At 60.7% G+C, this 16,936-nt stretch carries 17 protein-coding genes and 1 pseudogene; 7 read left to right on the plus strand and 11 right to left on the minus strand.

Annotated features, from left to right (window positions below):
- Nucleotides 1-53: 53 nt before the first annotated feature.
- Nucleotides 54-1,985: an autotransporter assembly complex family protein gene (locus tag J5278_RS02890; RefSeq protein ID WP_142824739.1), complete on the minus strand. Its 1,932-nt coding sequence runs from the start codon at nucleotides 1,983-1,985 to the stop codon at nucleotides 54-56.
- A gap of 177 nt (nucleotides 1,986-2,162) precedes the next feature.
- On the minus strand, nucleotides 2,163-2,444 hold the full coding sequence (locus tag J5278_RS02895) for a YMGG-like glycine zipper-containing protein (protein ID WP_111219818.1): 282 nt from the start codon (nucleotides 2,442-2,444) through the stop codon (nucleotides 2,163-2,165).
- A 372-nt stretch (nucleotides 2,445-2,816) separates the two neighbouring features.
- Between J5278_RS02895 and hemA the strand changes: the two genes are divergently transcribed.
- Nucleotides 2,817-4,031, plus strand: coding sequence for a 5-aminolevulinate synthase (hemA, locus tag J5278_RS02900; protein ID WP_142824740.1), 1,215 nt, complete (start codon nucleotides 2,817-2,819; stop codon nucleotides 4,029-4,031).
- Nucleotides 4,032-4,052: 21 nt separating this feature from the next.
- On the opposite strand, the gene dxr is transcribed toward hemA, so the two are convergent.
- On the minus strand, nucleotides 4,053-5,228 hold the full coding sequence (dxr, locus tag J5278_RS02905; RefSeq protein WP_142824741.1) for a 1-deoxy-D-xylulose-5-phosphate reductoisomerase: 1,176 nt from the start codon (nucleotides 5,226-5,228) through the stop codon (nucleotides 4,053-4,055).
- Nucleotides 5,229-5,556: 328 nt separating this feature from the next.
- On the opposite strand from dxr, the gene J5278_RS02910 reads away from it, so the two are divergent.
- Both J5278_RS02910 and J5278_RS02915 read left to right on the plus strand, forming a co-directional pair.
- Nucleotides 5,557-6,216 carry a hypothetical protein gene (locus J5278_RS02910; RefSeq protein ID WP_209185212.1) on the plus strand — a complete coding sequence of 220 codons (660 nt, stop codon included), beginning with the start codon at nucleotides 5,557-5,559 and terminating at the stop codon, nucleotides 6,214-6,216.
- A gap of 78 nt (nucleotides 6,217-6,294) precedes the next feature.
- Nucleotides 6,295-6,561, plus strand: coding sequence for a BON domain-containing protein (locus J5278_RS02915; protein WP_209185210.1), 267 nt, complete (start codon nucleotides 6,295-6,297; stop codon nucleotides 6,559-6,561).
- Nucleotides 6,562-6,576: 15 nt separating this feature from the next.
- On the opposite strand, the gene J5278_RS02920 is transcribed toward J5278_RS02915, so the two are convergent.
- The 5 genes from J5278_RS02920 to J5278_RS02940 all read right to left on the minus strand — a co-directional run bounded on the left by J5278_RS02920 (nucleotide 6,577) and on the right by J5278_RS02940 (nucleotide 10,580).
- Nucleotides 6,577-7,464 (minus strand): AraC family transcriptional regulator, encoded by an 888-nt coding sequence (locus J5278_RS02920; RefSeq protein WP_209185208.1) that lies wholly within the window; start codon nucleotides 7,462-7,464, stop codon nucleotides 6,577-6,579.
- Between the two features lie 93 nt (nucleotides 7,465-7,557).
- Nucleotides 7,558-8,349 carry an amino acid ABC transporter ATP-binding protein gene (locus tag J5278_RS02925; protein WP_142824745.1) on the minus strand — a complete coding sequence of 264 codons (792 nt, stop codon included), beginning with the start codon at nucleotides 8,347-8,349 and terminating at the stop codon, nucleotides 7,558-7,560.
- On the minus strand, nucleotides 8,346-9,014 hold the full coding sequence (locus J5278_RS02930) for an amino acid ABC transporter permease (protein WP_209185206.1): 669 nt from the start codon (nucleotides 9,012-9,014) through the stop codon (nucleotides 8,346-8,348). Before J5278_RS02930 ends, J5278_RS02925 begins: the two co-directional genes overlap by 4 nt.
- Entirely contained in the window at nucleotides 9,011-9,652 is a 642-nt protein-coding gene (locus tag J5278_RS02935; RefSeq protein WP_209185204.1) for an amino acid ABC transporter permease, read from the minus strand. Before J5278_RS02935 ends, J5278_RS02930 begins: the two co-directional genes overlap by 4 nt.
- A 100-nt stretch (nucleotides 9,653-9,752) precedes the next feature.
- The gene (locus tag J5278_RS02940; RefSeq protein ID WP_219258304.1) at nucleotides 9,753-10,580 is read right to left on the minus strand and encodes a transporter substrate-binding domain-containing protein; all 828 of its coding nucleotides are present in this window, start codon (nucleotides 10,578-10,580) and stop codon (nucleotides 9,753-9,755) included.
- A 230-nt stretch (nucleotides 10,581-10,810) separates the two neighbouring features.
- Between J5278_RS02940 and J5278_RS02945 the strand changes: the two genes are divergently transcribed.
- Complete coding sequence (locus tag J5278_RS02945) at nucleotides 10,811-11,539, plus strand: UTRA domain-containing protein (protein ID WP_209185200.1); 729 nt, start codon at nucleotides 10,811-10,813, stop codon at nucleotides 11,537-11,539.
- Here the strand turns inward: J5278_RS02945 and J5278_RS02950 are convergent.
- A pseudogene (locus J5278_RS02950) lies at nucleotides 11,523-12,683 on the minus strand (aminotransferase); the annotation flags it as partial. The gene J5278_RS02945 and the pseudogene J5278_RS02950 overlap by 17 nt on opposite strands.
- A 103-nt stretch (nucleotides 12,684-12,786) precedes the next feature.
- Here J5278_RS02950 and speB point away from each other — a divergent pair.
- Entirely contained in the window at nucleotides 12,787-13,842 is a 1,056-nt protein-coding gene (gene speB / locus J5278_RS02955; RefSeq protein ID WP_111219840.1) for an agmatinase, read from the plus strand.
- A gap of 68 nt (nucleotides 13,843-13,910) precedes the next feature.
- Here speB and J5278_RS02960 read toward each other — a convergent pair whose 3' ends face one another.
- On the minus strand, nucleotides 13,911-14,078 hold the full coding sequence (locus tag J5278_RS02960; RefSeq protein ID WP_111219842.1) for a Thivi_2564 family membrane protein: 168 nt from the start codon (nucleotides 14,076-14,078) through the stop codon (nucleotides 13,911-13,913).
- 215 nt (nucleotides 14,079-14,293) lie between these two features.
- On the opposite strand from J5278_RS02960, the gene J5278_RS02965 reads away from it, so the two are divergent.
- On the plus strand, nucleotides 14,294-14,719 hold the full coding sequence (locus tag J5278_RS02965) for a hypothetical protein (RefSeq protein WP_224127884.1): 426 nt from the start codon (nucleotides 14,294-14,296) through the stop codon (nucleotides 14,717-14,719).
- Nucleotides 14,720-14,847: 128 nt separating this feature from the next.
- Nucleotides 14,848-15,132 carry a DUF982 domain-containing protein gene (locus J5278_RS02970; protein WP_142824752.1) on the plus strand — a complete coding sequence of 95 codons (285 nt, stop codon included), beginning with the start codon at nucleotides 14,848-14,850 and terminating at the stop codon, nucleotides 15,130-15,132.
- 57 nt (nucleotides 15,133-15,189) lie between these two features.
- Here the strand turns inward: J5278_RS02970 and J5278_RS02975 are convergent, their stop codons facing one another.
- On the minus strand, nucleotides 15,190-16,911 hold the full coding sequence (locus J5278_RS02975) for an ABC transporter ATP-binding protein (protein ID WP_209185192.1): 1,722 nt from the start codon (nucleotides 16,909-16,911) through the stop codon (nucleotides 15,190-15,192).
- Nucleotides 16,912-16,936: the final 25 nt, after the last annotated feature.

Genomic DNA, 16,936 nt, shown 5'->3' on the forward strand with positions numbered 1-16,936 from the left:
GAGCGATGTTACCCCATTTCGTGCCGGAATCTTAGGTCGACATTGCTGCACTATCAGAAGGACTGTCCGATGCCGGCATAGATGCCATAGGACGTGCCGCCCTGGTACTTGTTGAGAGGCACGGCAAAGTCCACCCGGATCGGACCGAACGGCGTGGCATAGCGCAAGCCCACGCCGGCGCCGACGCGAACGTCGGAGAAATCCGGGATGTTCTTGTCCGTAACACTGCCGGCGTCGATGAATGGCACGAGGCCGATGGTCTTGGTCACCTTGACGCGCGCCTCCAGCGACACCGTCGCATAGGACGTGCCACCGAGTGCCTGGTTCAAGGCATTGTAGGCGGTAATTTCCTGGTAGGCATAGCCGCGCACAGAGCCGCCGCCGCCGGCGAAGAAGCGCCGTGTCGTCGGGATGTCGGAGATATTGTCCGCGCCGAGCAGCGAGCCGGCTGCAAGCTTGCCGGCAAAGACGACGTTGTCGTCGGACCCGATGCCGTTGTAGCCGGAGATGGAGCCTTCGAGCGACGTAAAGATCGTCCCGCCCAGCGCCTCGTAGCCCGGCTGCGCGTCGAGCGTCGCCCGGTAACCCTCGGTGGCGTCGAGTTTGTTGTCGCGTGTGTCGCGGATATACTCGAGCGGTACGGAGAAGGTCAGGAACTGCTGGTCGCCGAAAGCATCGGTGGTGCTGTCCTCGTAGCTCACGCGACCGCCTGCCAGAGCAGTGTCGTAGTCACTGAGCTCATAGGAGTAGCCGACATCGCCGGTAATCGTCCTGGCGCTGTAGTTGTCCGGATTCGTGCTCACTGCCTTGATGCTGGCAATGAAGGTGCCGGCAGCCAGCACGGCGGCCGGCTTCGTGTAGATGATCCCGGCCTCGTAATCGAGATCCTGGTAGTTGGTGGTTTCGCCAAGGCGGGACACCGTACCTTCGATGCGTAGAGATTCCGCCTTGCCGAAAACGTTTCGATCGCCCCAGTAACCCTGCAGCCCGAAGCCATCGGTGGTTGAGTATTGCGCGCCTGCGCCGAAGTAGTGGCGCTTGGCTTCCGAAATCTCCAGGTTCAGCGGCAACGTGCCATCAGGTGCGAGCTTGTCGGGCTGATGGATCGTTGCGCTGCCGATCGCACCGAGCTTGCGTAGCCGTTCGGAGGCTTTCTTCAATTGCTCTGGGGAATAGCGATCCCCCTTGTTAAGGCGCGAATAACGCTGGACGAAAGTCGGATCGAGACGTTTCTCGCCGGTCACCGTGACGTCGCCGATATTGGCAATCGGGCCGCTCTTGACGTCGAGCGTGACGTCGACCGTATTTGTCGCGTGGTCGGCGACGACATCGCGCCTGATCACCCGGGCGAGCGGCCGGCCTTCGCTTTTCATCTCGGCAACGACCTTGTCGGCCGACTTGATGATGACCAGCGAACCGGCGTCACCACCCGATACCAGGCCATAATTCGTCGGGTCGCGACCGGCGGCGTCGCCTTCCAGTCGGATCTTGCCGAGCTTGAACAGCGGGCCTGGATCGACCGTGATGACCACAGGCACGGGTTTCGCCCGGCCGAATGTCGGCTGCGGCGGGAGTTGGTCTATATCGGTGCCGTTGATGGTGATCGTTACTACCGCGCCGTAGCGCGCGTTTTCGTAGAGGGATGCCAGCAGTCGGTCGCGGTCGTCGCGGGCCTTGATGACGACGCCCAGATCGCCTGACACAGCCTTGTCCTTGTCGGCCTCAAGCATGGAACTCAACTCGAGCGTAGATTTGAGGTCCTTGTCGGCGTTGCCGGTATTCAACGTTACCGAATAGCGGACGGGATCGGCGACCGCATCGGTTTTGTCCTCATCCTTGCCGAAAAAATTGATGCCGAAGAGCTTGAAAGCGAAGGCATCAGTGATGAGAGCGGGACTCACAAATACGCACGCCGCGACCGCAATAACGGTGCCTGCTCGTCGATACGCAAAACCAATCCCCGGGCCGGTTCGTCTGATGTACATACGGCGCTTTACGATTACTTGTAATTTAGCCAGCTTTGCGTCCCAAACCGTTAACGCCGTCTCACCATAGCGGTTCAAAGTCGCCATGTGTAGCATTTTAATAATATACGTGAGACTGCGCCCCTGGGATGCAGACGTCCCGGACCCTCGTCCGGGGCGCGCTGGAGGCGATGTGGCTTAGTAGCCGTCGTTGCGGTATCCGCCGCGTGGGCAGTCGTCGATATAGCGACGGCCGTAGCGGTCTCGGTAGTAGCACTGGCCGGGCTGTTCGGCGACGCTGCCGATCGCTGCACCCGTTAACCCGCCGATAGCGCCGCCGACGGCTGCGCCTCGAAAATTGCCGGTGACCGCACCGCCGATCAGGGCGCCGGACGCTGCGCCGATACCCGCACCCTGCTCGGTCGGTGTGCAGCTTGCGATCGACAATCCGATCAGCACGAAAGCTAGGACTTTCTTCATAAATCTCTCTCCACGTTGGCTTTGCCGTCAAAGCGGCTGGCCGTCCCCATTGTGTCCGCGCGGTGTCAGCACCGTCTTAATGCTGGTGTAAACACCAAAATATAGCGCTAAATATGATTGTCTACCGACCTATGCGGTTTTTTGCTGAATGTTGCTTGCCGACATGGATCTCTGCTCTAAACGCAAGGTCAGGCAATTGTTTCATCGTGAAAGTCCATCGCGCATTGGCATGGATCAATTGCAAAAGCGCGCCGATGGGCTATTTTCTCTTTTGAGCTATTCCAAACTACGGCCATTTGCCGCAGTCGGACGGGATAGGGTTGACGTGCCGTGCAGCAGTCATACAACACGGTCACGGTACTGGAGAAAATGATGGATTTCGAAGCGTTTTTTAAGGGCGAGTTGGACGGGCTGCATCAGGAAGGGCGCTATCGCGTTTTTGCCGACCTGGAGCGCCATCGCGGTGATTTTCCGCGCGCGACGCGCCACACAGCCGACGGACCGAAGGATGTGACTGTCTGGTGTTCCAACGACTATCTTGGAATGGGGCAGCATCCCAAGGTAATCGCGGCGATGAAAGAGGCGATCGATCACTGTGGCGCGGGTGCGGGAGGCACCCGGAATATCTCTGGAACGACCCATTACCACGTTCTTCTCGAGCGCGAACTGGCTGACCTGCACGGCAAGGAAGCGGCTCTGGTTTTTACTTCGGGCTATGTCTCGAACTGGGCAGCGCTTGGCACGCTCGGCTCGCGCATTCCGGGGATGATCATCTTTTCGGATTCGCTGAACCACGCCTCGATGATCGAGGGAATCCGCTATGCCAAGTGCGACAGGGTGATCTGGCGTCATAACGACCTGAAAGATCTGGAAGCCAAGCTCGCCGCTGCCGATCCCAAGGCGCCGAAGATGATCGCCTTCGAGTCCGTCTATTCGATGGACGGCGATATCGCGCCGATCAAGGAAATCTGCGATCTCGCCGACAAGTACGGCGCCATGACCTATCTCGACGAGGTGCACGCGGTTGGCATGTACGGTACGCGTGGCGGCGGCATCGCCGAGCGCGAAGGGCTGATGGATCGCATCACGGTCATCGAGGGAACGCTCGGCAAGGCATTCGGCGTGATGGGCGGGTATATCGCCGCATCGACAGCGCTCTGCGACTTCATCCGCTCGTTTGCCTCAGGCTTCATCTTCACGACGTCGATCCCGCCGGCGCTTGCTGCTGGCGCTGTTGCGTCGATCCAGCACCTGAAGTCCAGCAGCTTCGAACGCGCCCGCCACCAGGACCGGGTCCGCAAGCTGCGTGGCATGCTGGATGCCGCCGGTATTCCGCATTTGCCGAACCCCAGCCACATCGTCCCGATCATGGTCGGCGATGCTGCCAAGTGCAAATGGATCTCGGATATCCTGCTCGACAGCTTCGACGTCTATGTCCAGCCGATCAACTATCCGACGGTGCCGAAGAAGACCGAGCGCCTGCGCATCACACCGACGCCGCTGCACAGCGATGCGGATATCGCCCATCTGGTCGAGGCTGTGCAATCGCTCTGGGCACGCTGCGCGCTCGCACGCGCCGTCGCCTGACGGTTCGCTCCATTCGCCGATTTAGTTCAGAAGCCCGGTCGCCAGTCGCCGGGCTTCTTCGTCTGCGGCGAATACGTCGTCCATGCTCGACGCGGCCGGCAGATGGGCGAGGCGGTCCATCACGTCTTCCGCGACCTTTGCCATTGTCAGAAAGCCGGTGCGGCCGGCGATGAAGGCGTCAAGCGCAATTTCCTTCGCGCCGTTCAGGACCGCTCCCTGGACGCCACCGCGGGTCATCGCCAGTCGGGCAAGGCGGATGGCCGGAAACCGGACGTCATCCGGCGTCTCGAAGTCGAGGCGTGCCAGCTTTGTGAAATCCAGCCGCTCCACCGGCAGATGTGCCCGGCGCGGATAGGACAGGGCGTAGCCGATAGCGGTCCGCATATCGGGCGCGCCAAGCTGGGCCAGCACCGAACCGTCGGAATAGCCAACCATGGAATGGACCACCGACTGCGGGTGGACGACGACCTCGATCTGATCCGGGGTGAGGCCGAACAGATGCCGCGCTTCGATCATTTCCAACGCCTTGTTGAACATCGAGGCGCTGTCGATCGAGATTTTCAGACCCATCGACCAGTTCGGATGGGCGCGCGCCGTCTCGACGGTAACATCGGCCATCTGCTCGAGCGTAAAGGTCCGGAAGGGGCCGCCCGAAGCGGTGATGATGACGCGTTCGACGGCGTGGCGCTGGCTTTCCTCCAGCACCTGGAAGATGGCATTGTGTTCGCTGTCGACCGGCAGCAGCCGTCCGCCGCCCTGCCTGACTGCGGTGACGAAAAGATCGCCGGCGGAGACCAGGCATTCCTTGTTGGCAAGGGCGATATCGGCACCGCGGCGGGCAGCCGCAAGGGTGGGTGCCAGACCAGCTGTGCCGACGATGGCCGCCATGACCCAATCGGATTCCATGTCGGCAGCCTCCTCGAGGCCGCTGCGACCGGCGGCCACCGATATCCCCGATCCGACAAGGGCGTCTTTCAGGAGGCTGTAGTTCCTGTCGTCGGCCGTGACCGCAAGAGTGGCGCCAACGGCCTTCGCCTGCTCTGCCAGCAGTGCGATATTGCCGTTTCCCGTCAGGGCCTTGACCTCGAACGCATCGCGTCCGCCGAGATGGCCGATCACGTCCAGCGTGTTCCGGCCGATGGAGCCGGTCGAGCCCATGATCGTCAGCCGACGCGGCGCCTGCTTATCCAATGTCATGGTTCGCGTATCTGCATCTTTGGCAACTCGGTGTCATCCCTGCTCTCGCAGGCTCTAGCGCGGAAGGTTCGGGGCGGCAAGTGTGCGTTGCAGCATAATTCTGAAGGACGGGGGTTTACAAGCATAGGTACGGATGGGATCATTGAACCATAACAACGCGGCATTTACTCTTTTCATCGATAAGATGCGCTGCGCTGGTGACGATCCCATCGTCCGGGCCCTGGCCCTGTTAGCAAGAGGTACCCGAACCGTTTCTATCGTGCGGTGTTCGGTTGCCCCCGTTGCGGACAATGTCCGTCTGTCTCGATACCAACCCTGGAGATGATCCATGGCAAAAATGCTGTTCCGCATGGCGCCCGTTTGCGTCGTGCTCGGCACAATGACGATTGCTCTGCCGGCAAAGGCCGACGGCGCGTTGATCTGGGCTCCCGTGAAGGTGGCCCCGAGGGTGTATCAGACCACAGTCGGGGTGAAGCTGCCATTGGCTGTCGATGCAAGCGCCGGCGCCGACCTCGGGCTGAGCACCGGGACTGGCGGCCAGCTGTTAAGCGGCTCCGAACTGGCGACCGTCTGGGGCAAGGTTGCTGACAGCCGGCAAAGACTGGGGACGACGGAAGATCGCGCCGTCGTCGTCCGGATCGACACCCTCGGTGGCAGCGGTGGTGTTTCGCTGAGCCGATCCAGGAGCTGGATCTATTCCAGCAATCTCGACCTGAAGGCATCGAACTCGCTCAATCTCAACTACGCAGCCGCCGCAGGCGTGTCGCCATCGATCGACGCGACGCAAGCGCTGACAATGACGTATCCCTGGGCCGGCACTGCGGTTTCGGCGAGCGGTACGGTGACTTCGGCTACCGGAGACATCACGGGCACGCTGGCTCTCAACCAGCCGCTCGCACCGCATCTTCGCTTCACCGCGTCCGTTGCCGATCCGCTTTCCGCGACACGGGCGGGCGATCTGCGTATGAACTACCGGATCAAGTGGTAATGGCACCGGCGCATAGGCGTGCCTGAACCAATGGCCGATCTCGGCGTTTCATCTGCTGAAACGCAAGGAGATACTGCCATGGTGCTGAAACCCGCGACATTTAACGGTGAAGAGCCGGAAATCGAAGTCGAAAACCCAAACCATGCGACACTTGAGGTGCGCGTGGCCGAGGCACTCGCGGTCTCCGGCGGCATCAGCGCCTCCGATGTGATTGTGACTGCCGAGGGCGATGCCATCGTTCTTCGGGGCGCTGTCGCAACTGCCGACGAAGTCGAGCGTGCTGCCGAAGTCGCGCGGGCTGTGCCCGGCGTTGCCGCCGTTACCAATCACATTGCCATTACGTGACGTCCGAGCCCAGTTTCAGCGGTTGCTCGCCGGCACATTGCGCAGCGATGCGTACATGCCGGTGGTGCGAAACTCTGTCGGGTTGAGGCCATAGACCCGCCTGAACGCCTTTGAAAAATAGTTGGCGTCGTCGAAACCCGACATGATCGCCACTTCCTTGACCGGCAGGAACGCTGCCTTGGTCAACAGAACGGCAGCCCTTTGCATTCGTTGCTGCAGGACGAACTCCGCAGGCGGCAGTCCCTCGCTTTCGGCAAACACACGGGAAAAATGCGCCCGGCTAAGGCCGCTGACCTCCGCCAGTTCCTCGACGGGCAGCGGCTTGTCAAGATTGGCGTTGATGTGATCGACAACCGCCTGCATGGCGCTCTGGGTCTGCATGAAGGCGTGTGATCCGAACACCCCGTCGTAGAGTGCCATGGCGGCGCTGTAGGCGACGGCCGAGGCCTGGGCCGGGCTCTTGGCGCCGTGGATCAGCTGCAGGCTGCAATCCGCCAGCTGGTCGATAGTGCCCTGCGGCAGCTTCAGCAGCGGGCCGGCCGCCGCGAGAATCAGCTGGTGGATGCGCAGCGCTTCCTCGCCGTTCATCGAGATCCAGAAATACTCCCAGCGGCTGTTCTTCTCCAGCCAGTAGCGATGGTTGTGCGGCACCATGACCAGCAGCGTATCGCCCGGGCCGAGACGATAGTTGCGGTTCTCGTAGCGCAAACGTCCTTCGCCGCTGACGGTGTGCTGCAGCACTGTAAAAGGTGTCTGCCCGCGCTTGCGGCCATCCCAGTCATAAGTCTCGTTCTGGCGGATCTCGTAGCCGGCGCTGGTCGGCATGGCATGCAGCCGGTGTCTTCCGCGAGGCAGCGAGACCGTTCGCGTCATCGGTCCACCATCGAGCAGTTTCTGCAGCATGAAATTACCCCTGAAAGCGTTTCGATCTCCGTCCGGTCGAAAACTTATAGGCATAGTCCGGGGCGTAGGACAGTCAGAATGCCCGGATGCCGCCTAAAGCAGCGTCGAGGCGCCGCGGTCGAGGTAGGTGTCGAGGAATTGCTCCAGGCGGGGGTGGCGGGGCTTGGCAAAGACCTCTTGCGGCGTGCCGCTGAACAATATCTTGCCATGGTCGAGGAATGTCATCTGCTGGCCGACGGTGGCGGCAAAGCCGATCTCGTGCGAGACGACGACCATCGTCATTCCCTCAGACGCGAGGTCGCGCATGACGTTCAGCACTTCGCCTGTCAGTTCGGGGTCGAGCGACGAGGTCGGCTCGTCGAACAGCATGATCTTCGGTTTCAGGGCCAGCGCCCGGGCGATTGCCACGCGCTGCTGCTGGCCGCCTGACAGCTGCGACGGATAATGTCCGGCCCGGTTTTCCAGCCCGACCTTCACCAACTGCGCCATAGCGCTGTCTTCGGCATCCTTGCGGCTCATCTTGTGCACCGTCTTCAGCGCTTCGCTGACATTGCCGAGTGCCGTCATGTGCGGCCAGAGATTGAATTGCTGGAAGACCATGCCGATACGGCCGCGGATAGCCCGGTTGGTCGCGGCCGACAGGCGTTCCCGCACCCCTTGGGCATTCTCCGTAAAGCCGAGCACTTCGCCATCGATGGTGATGGTGCCCTTTGTCGCTTCCTCGAGAAAGGCCATGCAGCGCAGCAGCGTGCTCTTGCCGGAGCCGGAGGGGCCGATCAGGCAAGAGACCTGCCCTTGAGGGATTTCGAGATCGATGCCGTGCAGCACGGTCGTGTCGCCGAACTTCTTGACCAGGTTCTTGACTGCGATTGCCGGGATACTCATGCGTTGAAAAACCTGAATCTGGTGAGTTTCGTTTCGGCGAGATGGCCGAGCCAGCCGGTGGCTTCGACCAGGACCCAATAGAAGACGGCGAGCACGAAGAGCGCTTCGACGAAGGCATATTGCTGCGAGCCGATGGCGCTCAGCGTGGCCGTCAGTTCGGGCACCGTGATGATCGACAGCACCGCCGTTTCCTTCATAAGGATGATGGTCATGTTCAGCGAAGGCGGCAGCACCAGCATGATCATCTCCGGCAACAGGATACGTCGGATGATCTGGCCCTGGCTCATGCCGACGCATTCGCCGGCTTCGATATGGCCGGGAGGCACGGCCGCAAAGCCGGAGCGGAAGATTTCGCTATAATAGGCCGCCCCGTAGATCGACAGGCCCATGAGGCCGGCCGGGATCGGATCGAGCGACAGGCCGATGAAGGGACCGCCATAGTAGACCAGGAAGATCTGGATGAGGAAAGGCGTGCCGCGCAGGATAGCAACCAGCAGGCCAAAGATCGCATCGACCACAGGGCCGCCGTAGCGGCGGGCGACCGCGACGAGGAAGCCGAGGAAGGCGGCCGCGATGGTGCCGAGTATCCAGATGAGGATGGTGACGAGGCCGCCGCTGACGATCGCCGGCCACTGGTCGATGATGACATGGATGTCGAAGGTCATCGCGGCGCTCCCGGCAACGCGCGCTCGATCATGCCGCCTGCAAGCGCCACGATCCAGTTGATTATGAGATAGATGAGGCCGGCAGAGGCGAAGATCTGCAGCGGCAGGAAAGTGCTGGCAGACAGGTCCTGGGCCATGCGGGTCAATTCGATGATGCCGACGACAGACACCAGCGAGGAGGCCTTGAGCAGGAGGATCGCTTCGTTGACGAGGGCGGGAAAGGTCAGCCGCATGGCGATTGGCGCCTTGATGCGGCGAAAGATCTGGGCAGGCGTCAGGCCGACCATTTCGGCGCATTCGATCAGGCCGCGTGGGACGCTGGCAAAGCCGCCGCGAAGGTTTTCTGCCTGGTAGGCGGCTGTCGACAGCGACATGCCGATGATGGCTGCGACAATGCTCGGCACGTTCACGCCAATGGCCGGCAGCAGATTGTAGATCAGCAGCAATTGCACCAGCAGAGGCACGCCGCGAAAGAAGCTGATGAAAATTCGGGCTGGCCAGATGAACAGCCGCTGGCCCGACAGCGTCATCGCCGAGATCAGCAAGGCTAGCGTGAAGCCGATCAGGATCGACGCGACGCTGATGGTGATCGTGTAGATCGATGCTTGCAAAAGCAGTTCGAAGAGTTTGAAGGACATGTCCTGAATTCGCTCGCCTGGCAGTCAGTGAGACCCGATCCTGTCTCGGATCGCACCCCGGGGATAAGCCGGGGCGCAATCAGTCAGAAAGACGAGCAGATCAGAATGCCGGGTCGTTGACGGCATCCGGGGTGTCGAAGCTGGCGCCGAACCACTTCTTCTGCAACGTGGCCATGCGACCATCAGCCTTTATCTTCAAAAGAGCTGCATCGATCGCGTCCATCAAAGGCGCGTGATCGGCATCCTTCAGGCCGATGAAGCCGAAATAGGACTTCTTGCCGAATGTCGGCGTAACGACTTCGAATACGCCTTCACGCTGCTTGGCAACGAAAGCAATGTTCGGCAGCGAGTTTGCAACGCCTTCGACGCGGCCTGCGGCGAGGTCGGCATAGGCATCGTTGAACGAGACATATTCGTGCACGTCGACAGGCTTGGGCAGGGTAGCCGAATATTCCTTCAGCTGGTCGAGCTGCGAAGTAGCCTTGCCGACGCCGATCTTGGTGCCGGCAATGTCTTCCGGCTTCACGATCTTCTTGTCGCCGGCCTTCTTCAGGATGGCGATGCTCGCTTCGGCGATCGGCGGCGTGAAGCGGTAATGCTCCAGACGCTTCTTGGTGATTGTGGCCGGGCCGGCGACAACGTCGAATTTGCCAGCTTCAAGGGCCGGGAAGACGCCGTCCCAGGGAAGCGTGACCCATTCGATCTTGACGCCGAGTTCCTTGCCGATTTCGGCGAAAAGATCGACGTTGAGGCCGACATGCTCGCCGGCGTCGATGAAGTCGAAGGGTGCGAAGGCGGTTTCGGTGCCGACCTTCATGGTGCCGGCAGCCTTCACTGCGGCAAGCGTATCAGCAGCCTGGGCCGACAGCGTCACGCCTAGCAGGAAGGCAGCGCCGAGAAGACCCTTCAGCAGGGAATTGGTTTTCATGATCTCTCTCCAGTTTTTCATCCCCCTGTCGGAGGATTTGAATGTGATTTTCCCGCGAGACGGATTTCTGCGATCCGCTTTTGACTATACAAATAGATATAGGCGGGCCTACAGTGTCAATGTAAAAGTCTGGACACGCAAAAAATGTGCCGGCTGACGGCTGCAGGCAAATCGCGCGCCATTGCCGGGTGACCGGTAGGCTCTGTTGCCACACGGATCGAGGGTCGACCTTGGCATCAATTTACCAGACCATTTTCAGCGATATCGAGGCGAAAATCCTGGCCGGTGAATGGCAGCCCGGGTCCCGCATTCCGATCGAACAGGATCTGGTGGCGCAATACGGTTGCTCGCGGATGACGGTGAGCAAGGCGCTGTCGGCGCTTGTTGCGCGTGGCATGGTCGTGCGCCGGCGCAAGACCGGTTCGTTTGTCGCCTTGCCGCAGATCGACCGTACCGTGATGGATATCCAGGATATCAGCACTGCCGCCGAACTCGCCGGGCACAGCCACGATCACCGGATCCTGACGCGGAAGATCGAACGGCTGGACGCAGGCGGTGCCAAGCTGCTCTCGGAGCCGGTGGGTGCCGAAATCCTCAGGCTGCAATGCCTGCACATCGTCGACGGCAGGCCGAATGCGCTCGAGCGCCGTATCATCCTGCTGGATCTGGTACCGCTTGCGCGGGAGGAGAAATTTGCCGTGCTTCCGCCGGCAAAATGGCTGCTGGAGCAGGTGCCCTGGACCAAGGCCCGTCACGTCATCCGGGCGATCTCGGCCGATCAGGCGACAGCTCGGTTGCTGGAGACCGAGCGTGGCGAAGCCTGCCTCAATCTCGTTCGCCAGACCTGGCAGAATGGCCGCACCGTCACCTACGTAGAAATCACCCATCCGGGCGACCGGTTCCAGTTTGCCGGCTGTTTCCAGCCAGCGGCAACCTGGCCCACCGCAGGCGATCGCTGAGAAGCGCGATGGAGGCCACGTCGGCGTTGGCGAAGGCCAGCCGGAGATAGCGATCCTGTCCTTCGCCGAAATAGCTGCCGGGGATGCAGACGACGCCGGCCTGCCTTGCGAGCCTCTCGGCAACCGCGGCCGATGACTGCCCGGCAAAGGGATGGCGGACGAAAGCGAAATATGCGCCGATGGCACCGATTTCCCATTGCGGCAGATCGGCAAAAACCTGACGCAGCGCATCGGCCCGCCGGGCGATTTCCTGGCGATTGCCGGCGCGCCAGTCGGCGAGAAGAGGCAAGGCGGTGGCAACTGCGATCTGCGGCGCGCGGGGCGCACAGATCTGCATATTGTCCATGACCTTGGCGATTTCCGCAACGAGGCCCGGTCCTGCAGTGATTGCCCCAAGCCGATGGCCGGGAATGCAGAAGGATTTCGAAAAACTGTAGAGCAGCACCAGCGTTTCTTCCCAGCCGGGTTCGGACAGAAGCGCGTGCGGCCGCCCGAAATCTTCGGGTAGGAAGTCTCGGTAGGTTTCGTCGATGATCAGCCAGGCGCCGTGCTCCTGGCAGAGCTTGAAAAGCTTATACAGCAGATCTTTCGGATAGACGGCACCGGTCGGGTTGTTGGGCGTCACCACCACGAGCGCCCGTGCACCGGTTGCGAGCGCTGCTTGCGCCGAGTTGAGATCGGGCAGGAAACCATTAACCGCGTCGCATTGGACCAGACTATGCCCGATACCGAGCATCGACAGCGTCGTTTCGTGATTGAAGTAGTAGGGATTTGTCAGCGCCACGCTGCCGCCCGAAGCCGTCAGGGCAATGGCGGTAGACATGAAGGCCTGGTTGCAGCCGGCGGTGATGTGGATGTGGTCGGCGTTGATTTCCGCGCCGTAGACCGCGCTGACATGCTGCGCATAGGCGTCGCGCAGCACCGGCTCTCCCTCGATCGGGCCATAGCCTGTCATGGCGGGCGAGGCGGCGGCTTGCCCGAGCAAGCGCAGCATCTCGGGATGGGTCGGATAGCCGGGGACTGCCTGCGACAGATCGATCAGCGGTCCGAGCCTGCCATCATAGGCCTTCCCCCAGGCGTGCACCGAGGGGATCGGCGGGGGTGAGAGGCGGGTGACGAGGGGGTTGGCTTGGGCGCGGGTCATATTGGCTTTCTCGTTTTTCCATTGCTACAACGAGTGCAACGGCATTCTCAACTGCTTTGTCGGGCGAGGCAGGCGGGAACAACATCGGGCAGAGGAAGCGGCTATGAGCTGGGACAAGACGAAGCTGGACGCGTTGCGGGCGAAATTCAGCGATGCTGCAGGCGGCGCGATTTTCGACGAAGCGTTTCGCAAGGTCGGCGACAAGATCTTTTCGAAGAGCGGCACCCGGCTGGCGCCCTATTCAGGCCTGCCGACATTCGTCAGTGCGCCTTATCTGCCGGTTTCTGCGGAAGATCCCGATTTCGGCAATCTGCAGGTAGCAATCCTCGGAATTCCGATGGACCTCGGCGTCACCAACCGCCCGGGTTCGCGTTTCGGGCCGCGTGCGCTGCGCACCATCGAGCGGATCGGTCCCTACAATCATGTGCTCGGTACGGCGCCGGTGTTCGATATCCGTGTTGCCGATATCGGCGACGTGCCCTTCCAGAGCCGATACCGGCTGGAGCAGTCGCATGCGGATATCGAGAAGCGCGTCAACCAGATCGTCGATGCCGGCGTCCTGCCCCTATCGGTCGGCGGCGACCATTCGATCAGCCATCCCATCCTGAAAGCCGTCGGCAGGAAGCGGCCGGTCGGAATGATCCATATCGACGCCCACTGCGATACCAGCGGCGCTTTCGACCAGACCAAGTTCCACCATGCCGGGCCTTTCCGAAACGCCGTGCTAGACGGGGTTCTCGATCCGACGCGCACGGTGCAGATCGGCATTCGTGGCTCGGCCGAATATCTTTGGGAATTTTCGTTCGAGTCCGGCATGACGGTCATCCACGCGGAGGACGTGACGGGTCTAGGTATTCCGGCGATCATCGAAAAGGCGAGGGCCATCGTCGGCGACGGGCCGACCTATCTGTCGTTCGACATCGACAGTCTCGACCCGAGCTTTGCGCCGGGAACCGGTACGCCTGAGATCGGCGGCCTGACGACACGCGAGGTGCTGGAGCTGATCCGTGGTTTGAAGGGGATCGATATTGTCGGTGGAGATGTCGTGGAGGTGGCGCCGCAATACGATACGACCACCAATACGGCGCAGGCCGGTGCCCAGGTGCTGTTTGAAATCCTGAGCCTGATGGTGTTCAGCCCGTCACTCGGAGGGCGGTAGGCTTTTATGGGCAGGCTTTGGAAAATCGACGGACACGGGCAATCCCGTATCCGTCGACTGGATCTGGCCTAGAATACCGCGAGGTACTTCAGCAGCGAGATGATGCCGATGATGATCACGATGATCTGCACGATCTGGCGGATGCGAGCCTCGATGGGCAAACGCTGAACAAGCCAAAGCACCAGAATGATCACCAGAAACGTGATCAGAATACCAATCAAAACAGATGAACCCATTATCCCCAACTCCTTGCGTCTTGAATATGCCTTGCGGCCACCTGGCTTAACTATGTAGCCATGTTCATAAGGAAAGGCCGGCAGTTAAATTCGATGCATTTTTGTGCGGGTAGTGCAATAAAGCCTCGGATTGACCATTGATTTTACCGGTTTGCTGCGTCCTTGCCGGCTTTTCGAGTTCAATCGGGCTCCAATTCGTGCCGTGGGGGGTAACTATGCTGAACAGGTTCGTCATCGCTATGTCGGTGTGCATCGCCGGCGCGATTGGCATCGGCGGGTCTTCCCCGGTCCGCGCCGACGCCTACACGGCCTATAGCAACACCGCGTCCAGCATAACCGGTGACATTTCGATGGACGATTTCAGCATCAGTTTTGCCAATGGGGAATCGCTCGATTTCTCGGATCTGGTCAGCGACCATTTCCGTATCGACGGTCACAGGGTTCCAGCATCCGTCTACCGGGTGCAAAACCCTGCCGATCCGGTGCTCGAAAATGGCAACAGGCTGTGTGGCTCCGGCAAGGTCAGCTATATCGCCACCTGGGGCGCTGGCGAGGGGCTTACGGCCGTGGCAGTTTTCACGGGCCACGCCGCTCCCGAGAGTGATGAAGACATGTGCGGTTCCTATATTTACAACGATTGATACAAAATCGCCATTTTCCGAATGGCAGATGCCGGACCGTACCTGCCGTTGCGAAGAGCATCCGGGTGCACGGAACGATAGTCCGTCAGATCGATTGATACGTAGCTTTTGCGTTTTTGGGGGGCGCCATGACGCTTGAGGATAAGCAGTGGTCTGAGAGTTGTTATGTCGAGCGAGACAAGCTCGGCTTCTACATGATCGTCAGTTCCACCCGGCAAGCCATGAACCTGCTCTCCCGCTACTGGCCAGTCAGCGAGGGAGAAGCCTATTTCCATGCGTTGCGGACTTTCGGGCAGGTGATGATGAACAAGTTGCCGCCCGATGACGCCCGCGAAGCATTCCTCGCCGCAGCGGAGGAGGCCGGCGTCTTCGTATCGGATACGCCCCGGCTTCCGAATGTGCCGAAGGTATAGCCAGTCAGGGGCGGTAGACGCTTCCACCTCGCGGTAAACCGGCTCCACTATCAGAAATCAGGCAACCGCCCCGAATTGCGCCTCGTGCAGCCGTGCATAGGGACCCCGGCGTGCGAGCAGCTGCTGGTGCGTACCGTCCTCGACGATGCCGGACGTGCCGACCACGATGATCCGGTCTGCGTTGCGGATTGTTGCCAGGCGGTGGGCGACCACCAGCGTCGTGCGTCCCTCGGACAGCGCCGCGAGAGATTGCTGGATGGCATATTCGGTGGCCGTGTCGAGCGCGGACGTGGCTTCATCGAGGATCAGGATTGGCGGGTTCTTCAGGAAGATGCGGGCAATCGCCAGTCGCTGCTTCTGGCCGCCGGACAGTTTGACGCCGCGCTCGCCGACGCGGGTGGATAGTCCGTCCGGCAGCGACAGGACGAATTCATCCAGCGCTGCCCGCCTCAGCGCATCCATGATTTCGTCGTCGCTGGCGCCAAGGCGTCCATAGGCGATATTGTCGCGGATCGTGCCGCCAAACAGGAAGACATCCTGGGCGACGATGCCGATTTGCGCCCTGAGCGAGGCCTGCGTCATGTCGCGGATGTCCATTCCGTCGATGCTGATGGCGCCGCTGTCGACTTCGTAGAAGCGTGGCAGCAGCGAGCAGATCGTCGTCTTGCCGGCGCCTGACGGGCCAACGAAGGCAATCGTCTCTCCGGCCCTGATCGTCAGGTTCAGCCTGTCAAGAATCCTGCCATTGGCATCATAGCCGAAGCTGACGTCGGTATAGGCGATGTCTCCCTTCAGATGCTCAACCGCAATGGCGTTCGGTCTGTCGGCAATGTCCGGGGCGGTGTCGATCAGTGTCGTGAAGCGCTTGAAGCCGGCGATACCCTTCGGATAGCTTTCCAGCACGGAGGTAATCTTGTCGATCGGCCGGAAGAAGACGTTGACCAGCAGCAGGAAGCCGACGAAGCCGCCATAGCTCAGCTCGCTGCGAATAACGAAATAGGTGCCGGCCACCATCACCAGCAGCTGCACGAACCGGGTGCCGAAATAAGAGAGCGTGAGGCTCGCCGTCATGTAGGCATAGGCATTCAGCTTGGTTGCCTTGTATCCTTCGTTGTTGACGGCGAATAGCGCGCGCTCGTGGTCCTCGTTGGCAAATGCCTTGACGACCCGGATGCCGCCGACGCTCTCGCCGATGCGGGCATTAAACTCGCCGACCTGGCCAAACAGCTTCTGCCAGTTTTCCGTCATCCGGGCGCCATAGCGGCTGACCATCCAGGTCATCACGGGAACGATGACGGTCGTCAGCAGTGCCAGCTTCCAGTGCACGGTAAACATCAGGATGAAGGCGCCGATGAAGGTCATGATGGCGATGAAGACGTCTTCCGGGCCATGGTGGGCGACTTCGCCGACTTCCTCGAGATCCTTGGTGACATGGGCGATCAGGTGCCCGGTTTTGTTGTTGTCGAAGAAGCGGAAGCTGAGTTTCTGGATATGGTCGAAAGCCTGGCGACGCATGTCGGTCTCGATGCTGATGCCGAGTGCGTGTCCCCAGTAATTGACGACCGCCATGAGGCCGGTATTGATCACGTACACAACCAGCAGCAGCACCGCGACACCGGCAATCAGGCCCCAATCCTGGCCTGGCAGCAGCGTGTCGATGAACAGCTTCATCGCCAGCGGAAACCCGAGTTCCAGAAGGCCAGCAACGACTGCGCAGCCGAAATCGAGATAAAAGAGCTTCTTGTAAGGGGCGTAATAGGAAAAGAACCGGCGCAGCATGGGAAAACTCGCTTGTGGGGCAGGA

It is taken from the genome of Rhizobium sp. B21/90 (genome assembly GCF_019355815.1).
In the GTDB taxonomy this organism is placed as follows: Bacteria; Pseudomonadota; Alphaproteobacteria; order Rhizobiales; family Rhizobiaceae; genus Rhizobium; species Rhizobium rhododendri.